A 20,328-nucleotide genomic window follows, 5' to 3' on the forward strand; every position below is an offset into this window, starting at 1 on the left:
GATTAATCAGAGAAATTTTTATCATTTACTTCTCTAATTTCATTTTTACTCTTTGCCACAACAATTGTACAGACAGCGTCTCCTGTAATATTTACAACTGTTCTGAACATATCAAGAATTCTGTCAACACCAATTACAACTCCAATTCCTTCAAGCGGCAGTCCAGCTTGTTTTAACACAAGTGACAACATAAGCATTCCAGCTCCTGGAACTCCTGCCGTACCGACTGAAGCTAATACCGCTGTTAAAATAATTCCAATGTATTGTGTTGGTCCCAAATGGATACTATAAAGGTTTGCGATAAATACTGCCGCAACTCCTTGCATAATCGCAGTTCCATCCATATTTACTGTCGCTCCCAGTGGTATTGTAAATGAGCTAATTTCTTCTGAAACACCGAATTTTTCTGATAGTGTTTCAATATTTACTGGAATTGTCGCATTACTGCTGGATGTAGAAAATGCCACTGAAACAACGTTTAAAAAGTTTTTGAAAAACTTAATTGGATTCATTTTTGCCATACCTACAAGCATTATTTGATAAACTCCTGTGTGAATTACAAAAGCTATTAATGTCACGACAACAAATCCTATTAATTTAACAAGCACATCTATTCCTGTTGAAGCAACTACTTTTGAAATCAGTGCAAAAACTCCAAGTGGAGCAACTTGCATTATAAGTTCTACCATTTTTAATACAAGTTCATTTGCTTCTTCAAGTAAAGTCTTTAAATTTTTAACTTTATCTCCCAAAGCTGTAATTGCAACTCCTAAAAGCAAAAAGAATATTATTATAGCAAGCATTTTTTCCTCTGACATCGCATTTACGATATTTTTTGGAATCATATCAAGCAACACGTCAATAAGTTTGCTCTGCTGAGCAATTTCATATTCTCCTTTTGGAAGATTTCCGTGAATCATTCCTTTTCCAACATTAGTAATTTTTGCTACAAATAATCCAATGGCTACGGCAATCGCAGTAGTTGCAAAATAAAATCCTAAAACTTTTGTCCCAATTCTTCTAAGTTTCTTTACATCTCCAATGGAAGCTGCTCCCATCGCAAGAGAAATAGAAACAAGCGGTACAATCATAACTTTCATAAGATTGATAAACATTCCTCCAAAAAACGCAAGAATCGAATCAATAACAACATCTTTCACAAATGGATTTTGTGAAAAAGGACTCAAAATTAACCCAAATACAACCCCAAGTGCCAGTCCAATCATAATTCTGGTTGTCAAACCAAATTTTTTCATAAATTTTTTAACAGTATAAAATACTGCCTCCTTTCCAAAATTTTGTAATATATCCTGTATTCTAACTTTTTATGAAAAAATTTACAACCTATTTTGAAAAAATTTATTATTTTTAAATGTTTTTTTAATATTCTTATTTTCTTTGAAATTTATTTCATCTAATATTTCGTTAACTTTATCGCTAAAAAGCATTTTGATTGTATAAAAAATATGTGAGAAAATATACATTTTTCACTGTGTTGGTGTAAACATTGATGTATTTTCATCTATTTTTCGTGATTTTTTCTATTTTTTATAAACAGATAAATAATTTCCATAAGCAACATTACACTCCAAAACATCATATAGAATGCTCTGTCTTTTTTATACTTTGTTTCCAATTTCTTGCTTAATTCTGAATTTAAAGAAATATTTTCATCTAAATCTCCTGTTTTATCTAATTGATATTGATACAGAATTTCTTTTTTACTTCCAAATTTATCAACAAAGTGCTCTGCATCCTGTAATTTTATTTCTTTTAAACCTAATCTTTTTTCTAAAGTTTTTTCATCTAAGTTATATTCAATCTTATTACCGTTAATCCAAAAATATGTTTCTGGTTTGACACCATATTTTCCTTCGTAAGAATCTGTTTCCTCGATATAACCAACCCAAGTATTATTAATTTTAGCTAATCCATTTAAATACAAAATCAAATCTTCAGGCTTCGTCTTATCAACAAGTTTATAAACTTCATGCTCTGAATCCGAACTCAAAGTTCTTTTTATCAAAAAATTTCGTGATACTTCGAGTTCACTGTTACGGTTAACTGTGTCATAGGGAAAACGAAGATACCTAACAAATAATAATGACAAAATTGTAAATGCAATAAGAAAATTAAATTTTCGTTTTGAAACAAAAAACCAGAAAGTTAATAAAATTAATATTGGAATTATAAAAGGGGATAACAAGACAAATCCCCAAGTTATATTTGTATTTGTAAGCATATTTACTCCTAAATTTCTATATATTTATAACCCTTTTATTTTTCAGAAATACTTTTTAAATAATTTTCATAAATCTCAAGTTTATCATCAAGATTTTGTAAATATTTTTGCCACTTTTCAATTTCTATATTTACATATTTTTTATGATTTGTCAAAATTTTCATTCTTTCTTTTATCGTTCCGTTCCCTTCATACCGTAAATCTGAATATTTCTTAATTTCACTCAATTTCATTCCCATATCTTTTAATCTTTTTAACATTTTTATCCATTCAATATCAGTTTCATCGTATATTCTTCTATTTTTTTCATCTCTTTTTACACGAAACAGCTCCTTTTTTTCATAAAACCTTATTGTATATGGAGTTAAGCCTGTTTTTTCTGAAAATTCCTTTATTTGCATTATTTTTACTTCCTCTTTCAAAAACAATTTATAAAACTATTATACAACAAAAAAAGGCTACTGCAAAATACAATAGCCTAAATTCATCACTTTATTTCAAATTATTTTTAAAAAAACTTTCAAATTTATCAAATGGAATTAGATTTTTTCCACCACCATCATATAAATCTGTATGCACTGCACCTTTTACAATGTATAATTCTTTATTTTTATTTCCTAATGCTTTATAAGCATCTTCTGAAAAGTATCTTGAGTGAGCATTTTCTCCGTGAACTATTAAAGTAGGCGTTCTCATTTCAGAAGCATATTGTAAAATTGGCATATTAATTAATGGTAACATTCCAGTTGTTGTCCAACCACCATTTGGATTTGAATTTACTGAACGAGGGTGGAATCCTCTTTTTGTTGTGTAATAATCTGAGTAATCAGCAACAAATTTTGGTGTATCTTTTGTTATTTGATCTTGTCTTAAATTAACAGGTGGTACTACATCAGAATAATTATTTTCAACGGCTTTCCATCTAGCTTCATTCATTTCTTTTTTCAGATTATATCTTCCTTCTGCATCAACTGAATCGTTGTAACCTTTTGCAGAAACTCTTGTCATATCGTACATTGTCGAAGTTGCAACTGCTTTAATACGAGTATCTGAAATTCCTGCATTTAAAGCAAATCCTCCCCATCCACAAATTCCTAAAATTCCAATTTTATCTCTGTCAATAAATGATTGTGTTCCTAAAAAATCAACTGCCGCACTAAAGTCTTCAGTATTAATTTCAGGTGATGGAACATTTCTTGGCTGTCCTCCACTTTCTCCTGTATATGAACCATCAAACGCTAATGTTACAAATCCTCTTTCTGCTAGTGTTTGTGCATATAGTCCTGATGATTGCTCTTTAACTGCTCCAAATGGACCTGAAATTGCTATTGCAGATAGTTTTTGATTTCCAATATTTTTTGGAACATACAAATCCCCAACCAGAGTTATTCCATAACGATTTTTAAACATAACTTTAGTATGCTCAACTTTATTACTTCCCGGGAAAGTTTTATCCCATTTTTGTTCTAATTTTATACTCGAATCTTTCACTTGTTTAATTGCAGGTATTGCCATAATATTTCCTCCTATACTTATTATTCCTAATATTGTAGTTACTAATAACCTTTTTCTTAATATTATTATCACATTCCTTTATTTTGATATTTTATTTCTTTCATTTTTCACAAGTGAATTGTACATCATTTTTTTAACTATTTCAAATACTTCTAATTTATATATAACTATAATTTTTAGTTATAATTAGAAATATATATTTTCAAATTTTCTAAAAATTTTTTTGAAACATTTGATAAAGTTTGATTTTTTTTCCAAATAATGCTCATCTCTGTTTCAAGCTCCGGTTTTAATGGAATGAATTTCAAATTGCTTTCACCCGTATTTATTATTCCATCAAAACATAGAACACTTCCAATATTTTGATTTGCCATTAATGATGCATTATAAAGTAAGTTATAAGTACCTACAACAGTGAACTACTCCCGCCTTTAGAAGCGGGAGCTTCTTGGGAAGTATCTGCTTTTGTTAGCCAAATATATTTACCAAGCTCTTCGGGTAGTTCCTACCCTGTCTTCTTTTATTTTCTTAATATTTCAACATCGCTTTTCCAATGTTTCTTACATTCAATGCCGCATTGTAATCTCTATCAATTTCAATCCCACAGCACTTACATTTATAACTTCTTTCTGATAATTTCAGCTCCTCTTTAATATTTCCACATCTACTACAAGTTTTCGACGATGGAAACCACTTATCTATCTTCAAAAATTCTTTCCCTAAAAATATCAGCTTATACTCAAGCATTCTCAAAAACATTCCCCATCCATTATCTCCTACACTTTTCCCAAAATTTAATGCCTGACTCATCCCTTTCATATTCAAATCCTCAACAACCACAGCATTATACGCTTCAGACAATTTTTTTGATAATTTATGTAGAAAATCTCTTCGACAATTTTTAATATATTCATGCAATTTTGATATTTTCGCTTTTTGCTTATACCAATTTTTAGAAAATTTTACTTTTCTCGATAATGATTTCTGTAATTTCTTCAATTTTTTCTCCAACATCCTAAAATATCTTGGATAATCAGCTCTTTGGTTTTCAGAGCTGACAAATAATTCAGACATTGAAAAATCAAGTCCAATCACTTTATCATTACTTGGATTTTTTTGAATTTCTTTTTCAAATTCTGTCAAGATGGAAACATAGTAATTTCCATTACTGTTTGTCAATGTTACTGACTTTATCTTGTAATCCTTCGGTATTTCTCTATGATATTTTAATTTAACTTTTTTCAATTTTGGCAAAACCAAATATTTTGTTTCCTCAATTCGTATTGAATTATTCACACAATTTGTCGTGTAACTTTTAACATTATTCTTTTTAGATTTGAACCTTGGAAACTTCGCTCTTTTCTGAAAAAAATTCGTAAACGATCGTTTTACATTCAATTGAGCATTTGAAAGTGCTAGACTGTCTACTTCTTTTAGAAATTGATTTTCACTTTTTAAACTGGCAGGTGTAATTATTTTATTTTTTCCCGTTTCTTCATAAAATTTATTTGCAGCATACAAAATCGTATTGTAAACAAAACGAACACATCCAAAAGTCTTGTTTATCAATAATTCTTGCTCCTTATTTGGATAAATTCTGTATTTGAATGCTAAATTATATTTCATGAAATTACACCTCCTTTTAATTTTGAATATTATTTTTAATGACTTCTCTTCAATATTTTACACAAAAATTGTATCATAGACATATCCTTTTTTCAATTTTTTTACAAAAAAAGCAATTCATCTCCCACTTGTAGAAAGCCTACGACTTCTTGCTGTCTTTTTGTTAAAATTTTCTATACTTTTTCCTATCCAGCCAGCTAAAAAATTATCCACATTTGTTTGTTTTGAAATAATTAAAGGAATATTTTCTAAATCTTTGGACAAAATATAGTCTTTTTTTGCAAGAAAATTATCCTTTCTCACAAGTAACCCCCATTTATCACACCAGGGCAAACTCAAATGCTCATATTTACTTTTATCCACAAACCCAAATGTAATTGCAAAATCTAAAGTTCCATTATCCAGTTTTAAAAGCATTTCGTCTGCATTTCCACTAGTAACATTTGTTTTTATATTTGGATAATCAATCATCATATCATTAATAATCTTAAAAATATGTCCCATTTGAGCACTTTCTCCTGCACCAATATTTATCTCTCCTCCAACAATATCTTCTTGTGTCAAGTTGGCAACTGTCGTATCAACTAATGCTAAAATTTCTTTTGCTTTTGTTAAAAAATAAACACCATCTTCTGTTAAAGTAATATTCCGATTCCCTCTTTTAAAAAGTGTAACACCCAATTCTTCTTCCAAATTTTTTAATTGCTTTGAAAGTGCTGGCTGTGAAACATAAAGAATTTTAGCCGCATTAGAAATATTTCTTTCTGTTGCCACAACTAAAAAATATTTTAAAACTCTTAATTCCATTTTTTCTCCTTTTTTACTATAACTAAAACTAATAGATAAATATTAGTTATAAGTATTAGATATTTTTATTGTTTTATATTATACTAAATATGTAAAATAAAAACAATTTGTTAGAAAAAATTAATTTGCGAAAATCTTTCAAAAAACTCTTGACTTATACCATACTCTAACTGCTATCCTTTATTTATCAAATTTATGGAGGTAATAACTATGAAAACAAAATATACTGTTATAACAGGAGCAAGTTCGGGAATAGGAAAGGCTGTGGCTCTAAAATTTGCAGAAAGAAATAAAAATCTTGTTCTAATTGCACGAAGAAAGAATTTACTAGAAGACTTAAAAAGCGAAATTTTGAAGAAAAATCCTAATTTGGACATTATTGTAATAGATTTTGACTTAACTGATGTCGGTAAAATCCCTGAACTATATTCAAAATTAAAAAATTATCACATTGAAACTTTAATAAACAATGCAGGTTTTGGAATGTATGGCGATGTAAGAGAGCAGCCTTTAAATAAAATTTTAGATATGCTTCATCTCAATGTAGAGGCATTAACTTTGCTATCTTCTTTATACGTCCAAGATTACCACAACGAAGAAGGCTCTCAATTAATCAATATCTCCTCAACAGGAGGTTACACAATCGTTCCAAACGTAATTGTCTACTGTGCCACAAAATTTTACGTAAATGCCTTCACAGAAGGACTCGCACTAGAATTAAAGCAAAACAACGCACAATTAAAAGCAAAAGTCCTAGCACCCGCCGCAACCAAAACTGACTTTGGAAATGTCGCAACTGATAAGACTGATTTTGATTATGATAAATCTTATCCAAACTATCATACATCCGAAGAAATGGCAGATTTTCTCATTCAACTTTACGAAAGCGACAAAACTGTCGGCTACATCAATCGTGAAACTTTTGAATTTGACTTGTCCGATGGATTTTTTCAAAATGCATTTAGTTCTAAAAATAATATGAAATTTTAAATATTAGTTTTTATTGTTGATTTTCCTAAAAAAATATTATAAAATATAAAAAAAATTATTATTATGGGAGTGATTTTATGAAAAAATTTATATTTTTATTTTCTTTGTTAATTTGCAGTTTAAGTTTTTCTGACACTAATATTGACCAAATATCTTCTGAAGTTTGGAGATGCCCTTATTCTGTTGACAGAACTTTTAAGGGACTTACTTATATAAAATTCTTGAATGAAAATGGCAAGCCGTCTATTTCAGTTAGCATATTGGATAATCGCGCAGCATTAAAAACAGGAAAAGTTTCGCTTGAACTTTCACAATTAGATTACGAAGTAAAAGAAAATGAAAATTCTATCTATTTTACAAACTTGAGTGACAAAACACAAGTTTTTTCAAATTACAAATTATCTTATTCATTTGATAAAAAAAATAGACCTAAAATGGATTTATATCGTATTTCAGATAACAAAAAACTTTGCAGTCTTATAACAAATTAAATTATCAAAAATACAAAAATAATCAATAATTTTTAAGCAACGATTTCTTAGTGATTTTCGTTGCTTGATTTTTTTCCGACGGTTTTTATATATCTGATATTTCTAGTTGCTCCTATTTTTTGTAATATATCATTTTTCACCAAATATCTTAACAAATCTCTAGCACGGCTTTCTTTTACATTCAAAAGTTTTTCTAATTTCAATCGTGTAAGTTCATCATTAGTTTCAAAAAACTCCATTATTTTTTGAATTTGCACCTCTAAAATCTTTCTTTTTTTGATTTCAGTTTTAATTGTGGATTCCCTATTATTTAAATTTTTTATAAAATCATAATTTAAGTTTTTCATTACCACTTTAAATCCATTAAAATCTGAAAAAAATTCAACTAATTTTGTTTTCTGTATAATCATAGATTTATAATATAATTCTATATACTTTTATTTTTTATGTATTCCTCAACATAAAAGTTACCAAATTCTTCCATTGTATCGAGGACAGGAATCAATTTTTTTCCTTTCTCTGTCAAAAAATATTCAACTCTAGGAGGAACTTCAGGATAAACTTTTCTTCCCACGATACCGTCTTCTTCAAGTTCCCTTAACTGTTTAGTAAGTGAACCTTGAGAAATATTCGATAAAAACTTTTTGATTTCACTATATCTTCTGGCTTCATTTTTTAAAAACCAGATAATTGTTATTTTCCATTTTCCTGCAAAAATTTTTTGAGTATAATTTATTCCACATATTCTATTATTCTTTTCAATATTCTTTATTTTGTATTTTTTTAAATCTTTCATTATAAAACCTCCTCATATCACAAAAGTACATTTTTTAATACTATGTCATTTTTTATTGCCTACTTCAATATTTAGTGTAAATGTATTATAATATTTTAAAACAAAAAAATCAATAAAAATTGAGAGGAGAATAATAATGAAAAAAAATAGAATAACAGAAATTTTAGGAATCAAATATCCGATAATACAAGGACCAATGGCATGGCTAACAGATGCAAAACTAGTAGCAGCCGTTAGTAATGCCGGTGGACTAGGAATTTTAGGACCTAGTGCAGGTCAAACAACAATGACGCCTTCTCCACAGGAAACAATGGAAAGAATGAGGGAAGAAATTAGAAAAACAAGAGAATTAACTGACAAACCTTTTGGTGTTGTAATAATAGTAGATGTAGATATGAAATTTACAAATCCTCTTTTAGATATGATAATTGAAGAAAAAGTTCCAGTTGCACTTGTAAACGGAGTCGCAGGAATGGATTTTGAAAGTACATTTAAAAGATTAAAAAATGCTGGGATTAAAATAGTCTTTAGAGGGGAACCAACTGTTGAAAATGCTAGAACTATAGAAAAATTAGGAGCAGATGTATTTGTTGCAACAGGATTTGATGAAGGAGGAATGCTTCCAGGAGGGCAGATAGGAACTTTTTCAATAGTACCTTTAATAGTAGATTCTGTAAAAAATATTCCTGTTATGGCTGCTGGAGGAATTTCTGATATACGTGGTGTCAGAGCTGCATTTGCACTTGGAGCTGAAGGAGTATTTCTTGGAACAAGATTTTTAGCTACAGAAGAAGCAAGAACAGCGCAGAATGTAAAAGAACTGATGCTAAAAACAACCGCTGAAGATTTACATATTTTTAGAACATTGCCCCACTTTTACAGATCTATTCCTACAAAACTATCGGCAGAATTAGTTGAAATGGATAAAAACGGTGCTACAAGAGAAGAACTGTTCTTAAAACAGGGTGGAGGAAAAAATATGAAACTCGGAATGCTTGATGGGGATGAAAATGGATACATTTCGGTTGGTTTAGGAGTAAGTTTTATTAAGGAAATTAAATCTGTTAAAGAAGTTGTAAACGAGTTAATGGCTGATTTTATTGATTAATTAGAGAGGTGTCTCATAAGTTAGAAATAATCCAAAAAACATATATATTATATATTCTTATAAATTAAAGATTTTTGTTTTTATTAATTTTATAAAAATAATCATATATAAAATTTATGATTTTGTATTTTTATTCCTCTTATGAGACATTCTTTTTTATTTCATTTTTCTAATATACCCATTCCCATAAAATGCCCAAGCCAACTGTCCCGTCATCACAATCCAAATCAGCGGCTCACAAATCATCACACCAAAATAACCCAACTTTGGCACAATAAAAATTACGAAAATTATTTTCCCAAAAAATTCGATTATACTGGAAACTAGAGGGATTACTTTTTCTCCTAGAGCTTGTAGAGCGTATCTTAAGTTGAATAAAACGCCTAATATTGTGAAAAATGGTGAGGCTATTTTTAGGTAGGTTGAACCGTTGTAAAGGACTACTTCAGAGTTTGAGCCAGACATTAGGTGAATCATATTTTTGGAAAATAAATATACAAAAATTGTGATTCCAATTGCAAAAATTATATCTATCATATTAGCGTAAAATACGCCTTTTCGGATTCTGTCTACTTTGTTTGCACCTTTATTTTGGGAAACGAAAGTTGCAAGTGCGAGTGCTATTGTAGTTAGCGGAATGTTGCAAAATCCCATAAGTTTTCTTGCCGAAGTATGTCCAGCGATAATCAAGTATCCAAACCCATTTATCGCATACTGTAAAATAAGCGTTCCCATAAGTACAATTGCAATCATAAATCCCATAGAAAGTCCCTGTCCAAGCAGTTCCTTGTACAATTTTTTATCAAATCTGAAATGTTTTTTTCTAGGTATTAAAATTGGCTCTTTTACGTAAATGTAGATAATACTTAAGATAACTGAAATTGCCTGTGCAATAACTGTTGCAACCGCAGCTCCTCCAATTCCCATTTTAAGGGAAGTTATAAAATAAATATCAAGAAAAATATTTAAAATTGAGGCAATTACCAAAAATACGAGCGACATAAAGCTATTTCCGATTGCACGTAAAAGTCCTGACGACAGGTTGTAGGAAAAAGTTACGCCAATAAACATTGTTATTATGTTTATATATTCAAATGCTTCTTTTATAATATTTTCAGGCGTATGCAAAATTTTTAGCAGTGGCATAAGAATAAACCGTGATAAAATCATTACTCCCACAGTAATCCAAATTCCAATAACAATTGAACCAGCTACAGACTTTTTCAAAAGATTCTTATTATTCGCCCCATAATTTCTAGCTGTAACCATACTAAGCCCATTTCCAATTCCTAACGCAAATCCAAAGATTAGTTCAAAAATAGCAGCCGAAGCCCCAATAGCCGCAAGCGAGTTATCTCCCAAAGTATGCCCCACAATAGCAATATCCGCCATATTGTAAAGCTGCTGAAAAATATTCGACACAAGTATCGGTATCGAAAAAATCAGAAGCGACTTCAAAATATTATCATTTATCAAATCAACCGAAAAATTAAATTTTTTCATTTTTTGTCCTTTCTTTTTGTTTTTAAATCATAAATTTTTTATTTTTATTTTAAAAATAGTTTTTTGTAAAAAATATAATTTTTCTATTTTTCTAAAAACTCTTTCATATCTGTAAACATTGGTATTTCCAGTTCAACTTCCTTTTTGCTTGCAGGATGTGTAAATTTTACCTTGTAGGCGTGCAAAAATTGTCTATTTATTCCAAGTTCTTTATTTAAGCCATTTCCATAAAGTTCGTCTCCTATAATTGTGTGTCCGATGGATTTCAAATGCACACGAATTTGGTGCGTTCTTCCTGTAAAAAGCTCACATTCCACAAGCGTCACATTTTTTTCATGATAAGTTTTCAACACTTTTACAGCCGTTTTCGCATACTGACCTTTCTCGTCAATAATTCTCTCCAAATTATCACCATCTCGAAAAATCCGTCTTTCGATAATTATTTTATTTTTTTCATCTTTTTCAAAATTTTGCTTCTCCTCAAATTCTTCATTCTCAATTTTTCCAACTTTTCTAACTTTTTCAACTTCAGCTTTCAAATTTTCTTTCTCAAAATCCTGAATTTTATGATTTTCCTCATCTTTTGCCAATTCATCTTTAATTCTAGAAATTTCCTCATCATCAATAATTCCATCCACAATCGCCAAATATTTTTTCTCAAAAATCGAAAAATTTTGTAAAAATGCCTGTGCAAAACTGTTTTTGGCAATAATAATCAGTCCAGATGTATTCATATCGAGCCTGTTGTAAAATCGTGGCACTCGAACTTCACCATATTTTTCCAAAAAATGATTTACGATTCCGTTCGCAAGTGTAAAATCAGCTTTTTTCTGTGTCGGATGTGTCAATAAAAATGGCTCTTTATTCACAACCAAAATATCTTCATCTTCAAAAATAATATCAAGTGGCAATTTAATAGGCTTAATGTCCGTCCCCTTTTTCTTCTCCACAACTCTCAAATTTCCGTGTGACGGCAATTTCTTAGTTAATCTTACCTGCTTTCCATTCAAAAAAACTTCCACATTTCTCAAACTTCTTCCCGAATAATTCTGTACTTCCCGCAAATACTGCGAGATTTTCATCCTCTGATGTTCCTTTTCTATCCTAAATTTTTTCATTATTTATACACATCCTTTTTACAAATTTATTTTTTAATAAGCTTTTAGTTTTAAAAATAAGTTGCTAAACAAATCTATTATTATACCATCTTCCCATTTAAATAATAAAAATCAGAAAATTCATTTAATTAAAGCTTTTTTTACAAGATTGTACTATTTATAATCTATGTACTTATAGAATATTTTTTAATTAAAGTTAATTATTAAGTATCCATATAAGGGATTTTATTTAGAGTTATGAAAAACTACTTATTGTTAATAAATGTTTTTTCATAATTCTATGTTTTCTCTTTTTATAAAGCAAGGGAAATCAATCGCCATTTCCCTTCATTTCGCAATAATAGTTATTCTAACATATTTAAATAATGATATATTAAAGAGAATGGCGAATGTGCTACGCACTAACCCTGACTCGTCTAAGTATTTTTTTGAAATATTCACAAATTTTATTTGGGAAAGTAGTCTAAACATTTATTATTTGGATAAAACCTTGATTACTACGAAAACGAAACTCGCTGACGCTCACTTTCGCAAACGAAGATTAGAACAACTTTACAAAATTTATTTGCTATGAAGGTTCTAGCGAAAGAAACACATTTATGTGTTTAGTCGTTTTCATTCCAAAAAAATCACGACATTCTATATTAAATTATAAAAATTATTATATTTAAATTTTAGGTTTTACATTTGGAAAATATTAAATAAGCAAAATTTCGTTAAAGGAAAAATAACTGTCTGAGCGTAGTTTTTACGAAGCGAGTTTTATTTTTTCTTTATAAGAAAGTTTTGCGTAAAGCGGGGTTGTAAGGGCATGGCATCTGATGCCCTTACGTTAAAAAAACATATAAATGAAATAAGAAAAAGCATTTATTAATCATAATATTTATAAATAAAAGTACAAAAGTCTTTAAGATGGATACTTAAAAATTAGATTTAATTTTTTAAATGAGGGTGTTAGTATAAAAGATTTTTATTATTATTTTTCAAAATAATTATCAGTTTCCCATTTTTAAATTCCACGCTAGCCTCATTTTCAAGAATAACATTGCTCACAAGTCTGGAGCTTTCCCTTTTCACATCAATTTTATCTGTTTCAAATTTAAAGCCCTTCAAGGTTAATTTTTCAACTTTTTCACTAATTGGAATGATTGAAAATTCACATTCCTTTTTATTTTTTAGGACAAAAGATTTTTCTGCATAAAAAATTTCTTCATTTTCCTGCAAAAAAACAAGATTTTTATACTTTTCCATTATGAATAAATTGCTCAAAGTCATATCAATTCGTTTCCCAAGCCCACCAACAACAAATATTTTCTCAACAAAATTCTTATTTTCCGAAATTTTATTAATTTCTTTCAAAATCAGCTCAAAATCTGTAAAATCCTTGTCTTTTGGGAATTTTTTTATCAAAATATTTTTACTTTTATAATATTCCAAAACTTTTTTCTCAATCGAATCCAGATCTCCAATAATCATTTCTGGCATTTTTCCATATTTAAAGGCAAAATTCGCTCCGCCATCTGCACAAAAGCAAACTGCATTTTCCGAAACTAATTTATCCATAAATTCCTGCGAATACTTATATTCACCATTTAAAAAAATTACATATTTTTTCTCCATTTTTCTCCCTTCAAATCAAGAAATATACTCAAATCCATTTTAAATTAAACTGCTAATTTAAGGTTTGAGTAAAATAGTCATAGCTTTTGAGTTTAGTTTTAAATAAGTTTTACCATACAATATATTTATTATACTGTTTTATCTGATTATTTACAAGATTGTAAAAAAATTCCTTTAAATTTCAGGAATCTCCAAAACAACCTTAAATCCTCCATATTCACTATGTTTCATCATAATTTTACCATTATGGACATCAATAATTTGCTTTACGATAAGAAGTCCCAAACCGTGCCGCTGTTCTGTCATATTTTTATCACAAACCATATAATGTGGGGCATTATTGAGTTTTTCCAGCTCTTTGTCAGAAACTCCTGTTCCATTATCTTCAACACAAATTATGCAATTTTTTTCATCTTCTTTTACCGAGATATAAATTATACATCCATTTTCGTTGTGATTGATGCTATTTTGAATTAAGTTCGCTAGAGCTCGTTTTATCAAATTACTGTCGATATTGGCAAAGCAAGATACAAGTTCATTTTTCGTCTTCCACTCTATCGGAAATTTTTCATCGATATCCATATTCAAAAAATCAACGACAACTTGCCTAACTACTGCTACTAGATTTTCTTTTTTCTGCTCAAAAGGCTGCATATTATATTCTAACTTTGAAGCAAGGTTCAAATCATTTATTAAATTTTTTATACGCTCACTTTGTTTCAAAATGACGGAAAGCTTTTTATCCGTTTCATCTGATAAATTCAAAGATGTTTTCAATTGACTTGTGTAACCCATTATCATTGATAGTGGAGTACGAATATCGTGAGAAACTCCTGCAATCCAGTTGGCTCGTGCCGTGTCTTTATTTCGCAATTGTTCCCTTTGATTTTGCAAAATTTCAGAAGTTTTATTTATACTTTTTGCAAGTTCTGACAAAACGCCTTTTTCTTTCACATGTACAGGCGTATCTTTAGGCAAATTTTGTATGCCTTTTATTATTGGATTTACAGAACCTAAAAGTTTAGAGTTGGAAATAATGTATATTAAAAATACAAAAATTATGTTTAGACAAAAAAGTATAAGTAAAAATTTTGGAATATTTTTGACAAGTCCGTATTTCCAGTTGGCTACTGGGTATTTCCAATAACTATTTTTAGGATAGCCTAGCACGAGTAAATTATTTTCAACTTTGGAAGTGAAAACAGGATAGTTTTTTATATAGGCATGTGAAAATATGGCAATATCAGATATTGAGTATTCTTTTGGAATATCATCAGGTAAATTGTCTGTTTGCCATATAACTTTCTTTGAATCGTTGTCAATCAAGATTGCCCATATATTTTGTTTTTTTAAGTCAGCAGTCATTTCGTCAGGCAAAGTGTATTTACCATTTTCAAATTTTAACATATCTGCTACTTTAAAAGTATAGTTCATGGGAGGATTCTTTGACACATATTTAAGAATCCATAATCCGTATAAAAAAATATTTAAGAATAGAAGTAGGACAAAACTTAATATTAAGGTTATTATAAAACGACGTATTAGTTTTAGTATGCTTTTCATATCATTTTCCCTCCACAATTAGTTTGTAGCCTAATCCTTTCATTGTTATTAATGACACAGGATGGGAAGGGTTAATTTCAATTTTTTCTCTAATGCGTCTTATATGTGTCATCAGTGAATTTGTATAAACATAGGCATTTTCGCCCCATACAGCTTCACACAATGTATCAATGGTTACAATATGTCCTGCGTTTCGGTAAAGAGTCTGTAATAATTCATATTCCTTTGCGGTTAACGGTATATTTTTATTATCTTTTATAATTTCTCCACGAGAAAAATCAATTTGACAGCCATTTAAATTTACAATTGGACTTTCTTTTTTGTAAGTTCGCCGCAAAATAGCAGTAATTCTGAATAAAAGCTCTTTTGGCAAAAAAGGTTTCACAATATAGTCGTCCGCTCCTAATCCAAAGCCCTTGAATTTATCCTCATCTTCTCCACGTGCTGTAAGAAATAATATTGGATAATTACTGGTTTTTCTCAACTTTTCCAGTAATTCAAAACCGTTCCCATCTGGAAGCATAACATCCAGTATCGCTAAATCAGGCTGTTTTTCTTCAACGCATTTCATAGTTTCTTTCACACTTTTTGCAGTCTGTATATTTTTATACCCGTAATCAGCTAAAATTGATGTAGTCATATCTAAAATTTCCTGCTCATCATCAACAATTAAAATACATTTATTTGTCAAATATTTTTCAATCATTTCAAAATCTCCTTTTATTGCTATTTAAAATTTTATCAATTAATTATAGCATATAAATTAATTTCAGTTTTTTATTTTTCAAAAAAGTAAGGTAAATGTAAAGTAGAGAGAATGTTATCGTAAGGTTGATATGGTAATATATGAGTGTAGGAAAGGAAGGAAGTATAAAATAAATATAAAAAATTTAATAGATGAGAGGAAGATTATTATGAAAATGGAACTAATAAAAAAATTAAGCGATGATGTTTTTGCAGATAAAAAACAACATTTAATGGCTAGCAGAATAGCATTAATTATGAGCGTAGTACCTATTTTAAGTCAAGTTATGTCAATATTTAAGGTAAATTATGTAATAGCGCATATGTTTGGTGCAGTAAATGCCTTGTGTATTCTAGGTTCTTTCGTGTTGTCTGTTTTATGCATAAAAAATCAAAAAAATCGTAATTTTATGAATGTTTGCTCAATAATAATAAGTGGATTTTTTATGCTTGTTGCTGCAGTGTTGATGGCTATAGGTTTAATTTATACTATTGCTTATGTAGTAAAACACTAGAAGAATTAGGAATTTTTGTATAATATTATTTCAGATATTTGAATTTCATATTATGAAAAATAAAAATTTATATATTGATTTGGAATAACAAAATTAATTGTGAAATATCAAAATAAATAGAAATAAATTTATTAGATTTGTTTAAATAAAGGAACTGTCTCAAAAATGATTAAAATTTTGAGACAGCTTTTTTTTTGTCATAAAACAGCAATATTTATATATTTTTAAATCATATTATTATTTTCAAAAATTTCTTCTAAATTCTTACTATTTTTCTCAAACTCAGTTCCTTCCAAATATTTCTCCAAATAATCTTCATCTTTTGCAGTTTCCAATTTTATTTTTTTTGCAATAAATGTATTTTCTAATTTTTTTAAATTTTCCTTTTTTAGAGCAGGATTTTTGATTTCTTCGTTTATCATCAGAATATTTAGAAATAGCAAAGTTTCTTTTCGTTCATTATATTTTCTGATATTATCAGGAACATCACTGTTTCCAATGTTTTTTATATATTCCAAAACTGCTTTTTCAATTTTTCCAGTATTATAATATTTTCTTGCTTCTACAAGCGTGTAGGTCAAATTCATTGAATGAATGTCCTCATCAGACAGGCCCAGCTCTTTTTTCACATTTTCATCTTTTAATAAATTTAACACTTTTTTTATTTGTGCTTGCCTTTGTATTTTGTCTTTTGTTGTATAAATTTTTATCATTTCCAAAATCGGCGTATTTTTATATTTTTCTTTTAACTGAGAATAATATTCGTCATATTTTTTTTGACTTCCATAACTTCGCTCGTAAACCATTTTAGCAAAAGTTTTCTCAAAGTCATAAGGTGTGTATTTTACAAATAAATCCAAGTAATTTTTATAATCTTTTCCAATTTTTGATTCATAGATTGTAATAATATTCTCAGCAGCAACATAATTTCTTTCATCCTTTTTCAAAATATCTGAAAATCGTTGTAATATTTTCCCAATGACAACTTCATCAGTTTGAAAAGCCACAATGTCTCTCGCATCATAATCAGCTTTTACCGTTTCGTTAATAATTTCTTGATTAATTCCCAATTTTTGCAAACTATTTTGTATTTTTTCTTCTCTTGTAAAAGAAAAAGTTAAAATACTTAAAATCAAAAATTTTATCAAAATTATTTTTTTCATCAAATTCTCCTTTTTTATTATTTAGATTTTTATTTATCAAATTATTTTATTTGAACTCCTTCCAATTCTAACAAAAACTGCTTTATATGAAGTCCCCCGCCATAACCAACCAATTTCCCATCGGCACCAATCACACGATGACATGGAATAAAAATTGAAATTTTATTTCGATTATTCGCCATTCCAACTGCACGGACAGCTTTTGGATTATTGATTGCGATTGCGATGTCTTTGTAAGAACGAGTTTTGCCATAAGGAATTTTTTCAAGAGCACTCCAAACAGAAATTTGAAATGGCGTTCCTTCTTTCAAAAATGGCAAATCAAAATTTTTTCGTTTTCTTTCAAAATATTCAAAAAGTTGTTTTTTCGCTTGTTTAATCAGTTCAGTTTCACAAATTTTAAAATCATTATGTTTTTTAAAATCTTCAAAATCTGATTCCCAAATTAAATCTGTGATATGAGAGTCATTTTCCGTCGTAGCAATTCCAATTTTTCCAATTGGAGTGTTTGTTTCATAAAAATAAATGTTTTTTTTCATTGCGTTTACTCCTTAATTTTCATTTATAGTAAAACTACTTTAAAACTAAACTCAAAAGTTATGGCTACTTACTTAAAATCCAAATTTATACAATTTTAGTAGTTTGGTTTTAAATAGGTCCGAGTGTACAATTGATTTAAAAAAATTAACTTCAAATTACAAAAAATTTTTCATAAATTATTCTCTCTCAAATTTTACTTCAAACTCTTTTCCAAAAAACGCAATTCCAATTTTTAAAATATTGTCAATTCCAGCATTTTTCAAAATTGAAGTATACTCTTTTTCTTCAATTTGATGTAGTGCAACTTCACATTCGTTTAACAATTTTTTGTGAACCTTTTCTGAATTTAATTTCAAATTATCTATATTTATTGCTTTTAATTCAATGATAATTCCTTCTTTTCTTCCAAAAATATTTTTAGGTTTCAAAAGTAAATCATATCGACCTTTTCCTGAAAAATTATTTGATGAAATTTCATATTCATTTTTTAACATTAAGATTAGTCCTAACATTAATCCATGATAAAACTGCTCTTTATAAATTCCAATTACATCAAAAATACCAATATTTTCTAATAAGATTTTATTCAATTCAAATTTAAATTTTTCAATATTTCCAGTTACAAGTGCATCAGTCATATCTAGAAAGGTTTCAGAATCTTTGAAATAAATTTCGATAAACATTTCTGAAAACATTTCTAGAATTTCTTTGTTTGGAATTTTAATACTAGCATTTTTTTTCATCACATCATACTTATCAGCCAAAGTCAAATATCCACTATGAAAAAATAGATTCCAAATATTTTTTCCAAAATTAGTTTTCAAATTTTCAAAAGTCATATTGTTGTTTATTCTTTTAAGAATACTTTCTTTATTTAATAATTTTGAAAAATCGTCAAAAACATCATTTTTTAATTTTTGGAGATATAATTTGATTAATCCATTTCCACTTGTATTTACCCAGTAAGATTTTAAATTTCCACGATTTAAAAAATTAATAATCGACCAAGGATTATAAACTTTTTTTTCGCCGAATAAATACCCATTGTACCATTTTTGAACATCATTTAATTCATATTCTAAGTCAAAATCTTCAAGAGATTTTTCAACTTCATTTTCCATAATTCCAAAGTATTCTGTAAATTCATCATCTAAAATTGTGTGAACTTCCAAATTATTCAATCCCGAAAAGACATTTTCCTTTGCAACCCGTAATATTCCAGTTAAAATTCCCATTTCCAAATAATTATTATCTTTCAAAACTTTTCCATAAAATGCTTTAAAAAACGCAATACATTTCTCATAATTTCCTTTTATATAGGAATCAATTATTGGCTGGTCATATTCATCTATCAAAATAACAACTTTTTTTCCAGAAAGTTCGTACAAATATCTAGTCAAATTAAACAAGGAATTAATCCAGTCAGCATTATCTTTTTTTAGCCAAATAGCGTCAAAATCTGCCAAGTCACTTTGATTTAAATTATCTCTTATCAAATAAAATTCATTATACAGTAATTTTATTTCGTTTTTAATTGTGTTAAATCCACTTTCCCAGTTTTCTGCATCATAATTTTTAAAAGAAATAGAGATTACAAAGAAATTCCCCTGTTTTTCAAAATATTCACTTTTAGAAATTTCTAAATTTTCAAATAATTTTTTGTTTTCGTCTTTATTTTTAATGTCAAAAAAGTACTTTAACATCGAAATATTTAAAGTTTTACCAAATCTTCTCGGACGAGTAAATAATTTAACTTTAGAGCCATCTTCTAAAATATTTTCTATAAATTTTGTTTTATCGAAATAGTAGTAGTTATTTTCAATAATTTCTTTAAAATCAGATATTCCAATTGGTAATTTCTTTTTTTTGCGATTTTTCATCTTCATTACCCCTCCTTTTTATTTATAAATAATTTTATTGTTTTAACTAAGTGAATATATTATAATATGAATTATAAAAAAGTAAATTATTTGATTATTACAAAATA

21 protein-coding genes are annotated in these 20,328 nt (G+C 28.3%); 4 read left to right on the forward strand and 17 right to left on the reverse strand.

Features of this window, described 5'->3' with window-relative positions; all coding sequences use genetic code 11:
- Positions 1-2 precede the first annotated feature (2 nt).
- The 7 genes from BCB68_RS04470 to BCB68_RS04500 form a co-directional block, all read right to left on the reverse strand.
- A complete protein-coding gene (locus BCB68_RS04470; RefSeq protein ID WP_094079694.1) occupies positions 3-1,256 on the reverse strand; it encodes a dicarboxylate/amino acid:cation symporter in 1,254 nt (417 codons plus the stop codon).
- A 266-nt stretch (positions 1,257-1,522) separates the two neighbouring features.
- Complete coding sequence (locus tag BCB68_RS04475) at positions 1,523-2,242, reverse strand: endonuclease (RefSeq protein WP_094079695.1); 720 nt, start codon at positions 2,240-2,242, stop codon at positions 1,523-1,525.
- Between the two features lie 35 nt (positions 2,243-2,277).
- Positions 2,278-2,643 carry a MerR family transcriptional regulator gene (locus BCB68_RS04480; protein ID WP_094079696.1) on the reverse strand — a complete coding sequence of 122 codons (366 nt, stop codon included), beginning with the start codon at positions 2,641-2,643 and terminating at the stop codon, positions 2,278-2,280.
- A gap of 91 nt (positions 2,644-2,734) precedes the next feature.
- Positions 2,735-3,757 carry an alpha/beta hydrolase gene (locus BCB68_RS04485; RefSeq protein ID WP_157697347.1) on the reverse strand — a complete coding sequence of 341 codons (1,023 nt, stop codon included), beginning with the start codon at positions 3,755-3,757 and terminating at the stop codon, positions 2,735-2,737.
- A gap of 176 nt (positions 3,758-3,933) precedes the next feature.
- On the reverse strand, positions 3,934-4,131 hold the full coding sequence (locus tag BCB68_RS04490; RefSeq protein ID WP_216639361.1) for a hypothetical protein: 198 nt from the start codon (positions 4,129-4,131) through the stop codon (positions 3,934-3,936).
- 154 nt (positions 4,132-4,285) lie between these two features.
- A complete protein-coding gene (locus tag BCB68_RS04495; protein ID WP_094079698.1) occupies positions 4,286-5,383 on the reverse strand; it encodes an RNA-guided endonuclease TnpB family protein in 1,098 nt (365 codons plus the stop codon).
- A gap of 117 nt (positions 5,384-5,500) precedes the next feature.
- Positions 5,501-6,190, reverse strand: coding sequence for a LysR family transcriptional regulator (locus BCB68_RS04500; protein ID WP_237048705.1), 690 nt, complete (start codon positions 6,188-6,190; stop codon positions 5,501-5,503).
- A gap of 210 nt (positions 6,191-6,400) precedes the next feature.
- Between BCB68_RS04500 and BCB68_RS04505 the strand changes: the two genes are divergently transcribed.
- Complete coding sequence (locus BCB68_RS04505; protein ID WP_094079699.1) at positions 6,401-7,180, forward strand: SDR family NAD(P)-dependent oxidoreductase; 780 nt, start codon at positions 6,401-6,403, stop codon at positions 7,178-7,180.
- 77 nt (positions 7,181-7,257) lie between these two features.
- Positions 7,258-7,671: a hypothetical protein gene (locus BCB68_RS04510; protein WP_094079700.1), complete on the forward strand. Its 414-nt coding sequence runs from the start codon at positions 7,258-7,260 to the stop codon at positions 7,669-7,671.
- 47 nt (positions 7,672-7,718) lie between these two features.
- Here the strand turns inward: BCB68_RS04510 and BCB68_RS04515 are convergent, their stop codons facing one another.
- The gene (locus BCB68_RS04515) at positions 7,719-8,081 is read right to left on the reverse strand and encodes a glutamyl-tRNA amidotransferase (protein WP_094079701.1); all 363 of its coding nucleotides are present in this window, start codon (positions 8,079-8,081) and stop codon (positions 7,719-7,721) included.
- Positions 8,082-8,098: 17 nt separating this feature from the next.
- Positions 8,099-8,467 (reverse strand): winged helix-turn-helix transcriptional regulator, encoded by a 369-nt coding sequence (locus tag BCB68_RS04520; protein ID WP_018450686.1) that lies wholly within the window; start codon positions 8,465-8,467, stop codon positions 8,099-8,101.
- 136 nt (positions 8,468-8,603) lie between these two features.
- Between BCB68_RS04520 and BCB68_RS04525 the strand changes: the two genes are divergently transcribed.
- The gene (locus BCB68_RS04525; RefSeq protein ID WP_216639362.1) at positions 8,604-9,575 is read left to right on the forward strand and encodes an NAD(P)H-dependent flavin oxidoreductase; all 972 of its coding nucleotides are present in this window, start codon (positions 8,604-8,606) and stop codon (positions 9,573-9,575) included.
- A gap of 156 nt (positions 9,576-9,731) precedes the next feature.
- Here BCB68_RS04525 and BCB68_RS04530 read toward each other — a convergent pair whose 3' ends face one another.
- The 5 genes from BCB68_RS04530 to BCB68_RS04550 all read right to left on the reverse strand — a co-directional run bounded on the left by BCB68_RS04530 (position 9,732) and on the right by BCB68_RS04550 (position 16,085).
- Positions 9,732-11,078: an MATE family efflux transporter gene (locus tag BCB68_RS04530; RefSeq protein WP_094079703.1), complete on the reverse strand. Its 1,347-nt coding sequence runs from the start codon at positions 11,076-11,078 to the stop codon at positions 9,732-9,734.
- Between the two features lie 83 nt (positions 11,079-11,161).
- Entirely contained in the window at positions 11,162-12,196 is a 1,035-nt protein-coding gene (locus tag BCB68_RS04535; protein WP_094079704.1) for an RluA family pseudouridine synthase, read from the reverse strand.
- 954 nt (positions 12,197-13,150) lie between these two features.
- Positions 13,151-13,816 carry a thiamine diphosphokinase gene (locus BCB68_RS04540; RefSeq protein ID WP_094079705.1) on the reverse strand — a complete coding sequence of 222 codons (666 nt, stop codon included), beginning with the start codon at positions 13,814-13,816 and terminating at the stop codon, positions 13,151-13,153.
- Positions 13,817-13,990: 174 nt separating this feature from the next.
- On the reverse strand, positions 13,991-15,250 hold the full coding sequence (locus BCB68_RS04545; protein WP_237048706.1) for a sensor histidine kinase: 1,260 nt from the start codon (positions 15,248-15,250) through the stop codon (positions 13,991-13,993).
- A 130-nt stretch (positions 15,251-15,380) separates the two neighbouring features.
- Positions 15,381-16,085, reverse strand: a complete 705-nt coding sequence (locus BCB68_RS04550) for a response regulator transcription factor (RefSeq protein ID WP_094079707.1) — start codon at positions 16,083-16,085, stop codon at positions 15,381-15,383.
- Positions 16,086-16,293: 208 nt separating this feature from the next.
- Here BCB68_RS04550 and BCB68_RS04555 point away from each other — a divergent pair, with 208 nt between their 5' ends.
- Positions 16,294-16,638: a hypothetical protein gene (locus BCB68_RS04555; protein ID WP_094079708.1), complete on the forward strand. Its 345-nt coding sequence runs from the start codon at positions 16,294-16,296 to the stop codon at positions 16,636-16,638.
- A gap of 224 nt (positions 16,639-16,862) precedes the next feature.
- Here the strand turns inward: BCB68_RS04555 and BCB68_RS04560 are convergent, their stop codons facing one another.
- The 3 genes from BCB68_RS04560 to BCB68_RS04570 all read right to left on the reverse strand — a co-directional run bounded on the left by BCB68_RS04560 (position 16,863) and on the right by BCB68_RS04570 (position 20,221).
- Positions 16,863-17,801 (reverse strand): hypothetical protein, encoded by a 939-nt coding sequence (locus tag BCB68_RS04560; RefSeq protein WP_094079709.1) that lies wholly within the window; start codon positions 17,799-17,801, stop codon positions 16,863-16,865.
- 41 nt (positions 17,802-17,842) lie between these two features.
- On the reverse strand, positions 17,843-18,340 hold the full coding sequence (locus BCB68_RS04565; protein WP_094079710.1) for a methylated-DNA--[protein]-cysteine S-methyltransferase: 498 nt from the start codon (positions 18,338-18,340) through the stop codon (positions 17,843-17,845).
- A 177-nt stretch (positions 18,341-18,517) separates the two neighbouring features.
- Positions 18,518-20,221, reverse strand: a complete 1,704-nt coding sequence (locus BCB68_RS04570) for an AAA family ATPase (protein ID WP_094080771.1) — start codon at positions 20,219-20,221, stop codon at positions 18,518-18,520.
- Positions 20,222-20,328: the final 107 nt, after the last annotated feature.

Source organism: Leptotrichia sp. oral taxon 498 (genome assembly GCF_002240055.1).
Taxonomy (GTDB): Bacteria; Fusobacteriota; Fusobacteriia; order Fusobacteriales; family Leptotrichiaceae; genus Leptotrichia; species Leptotrichia rugosa.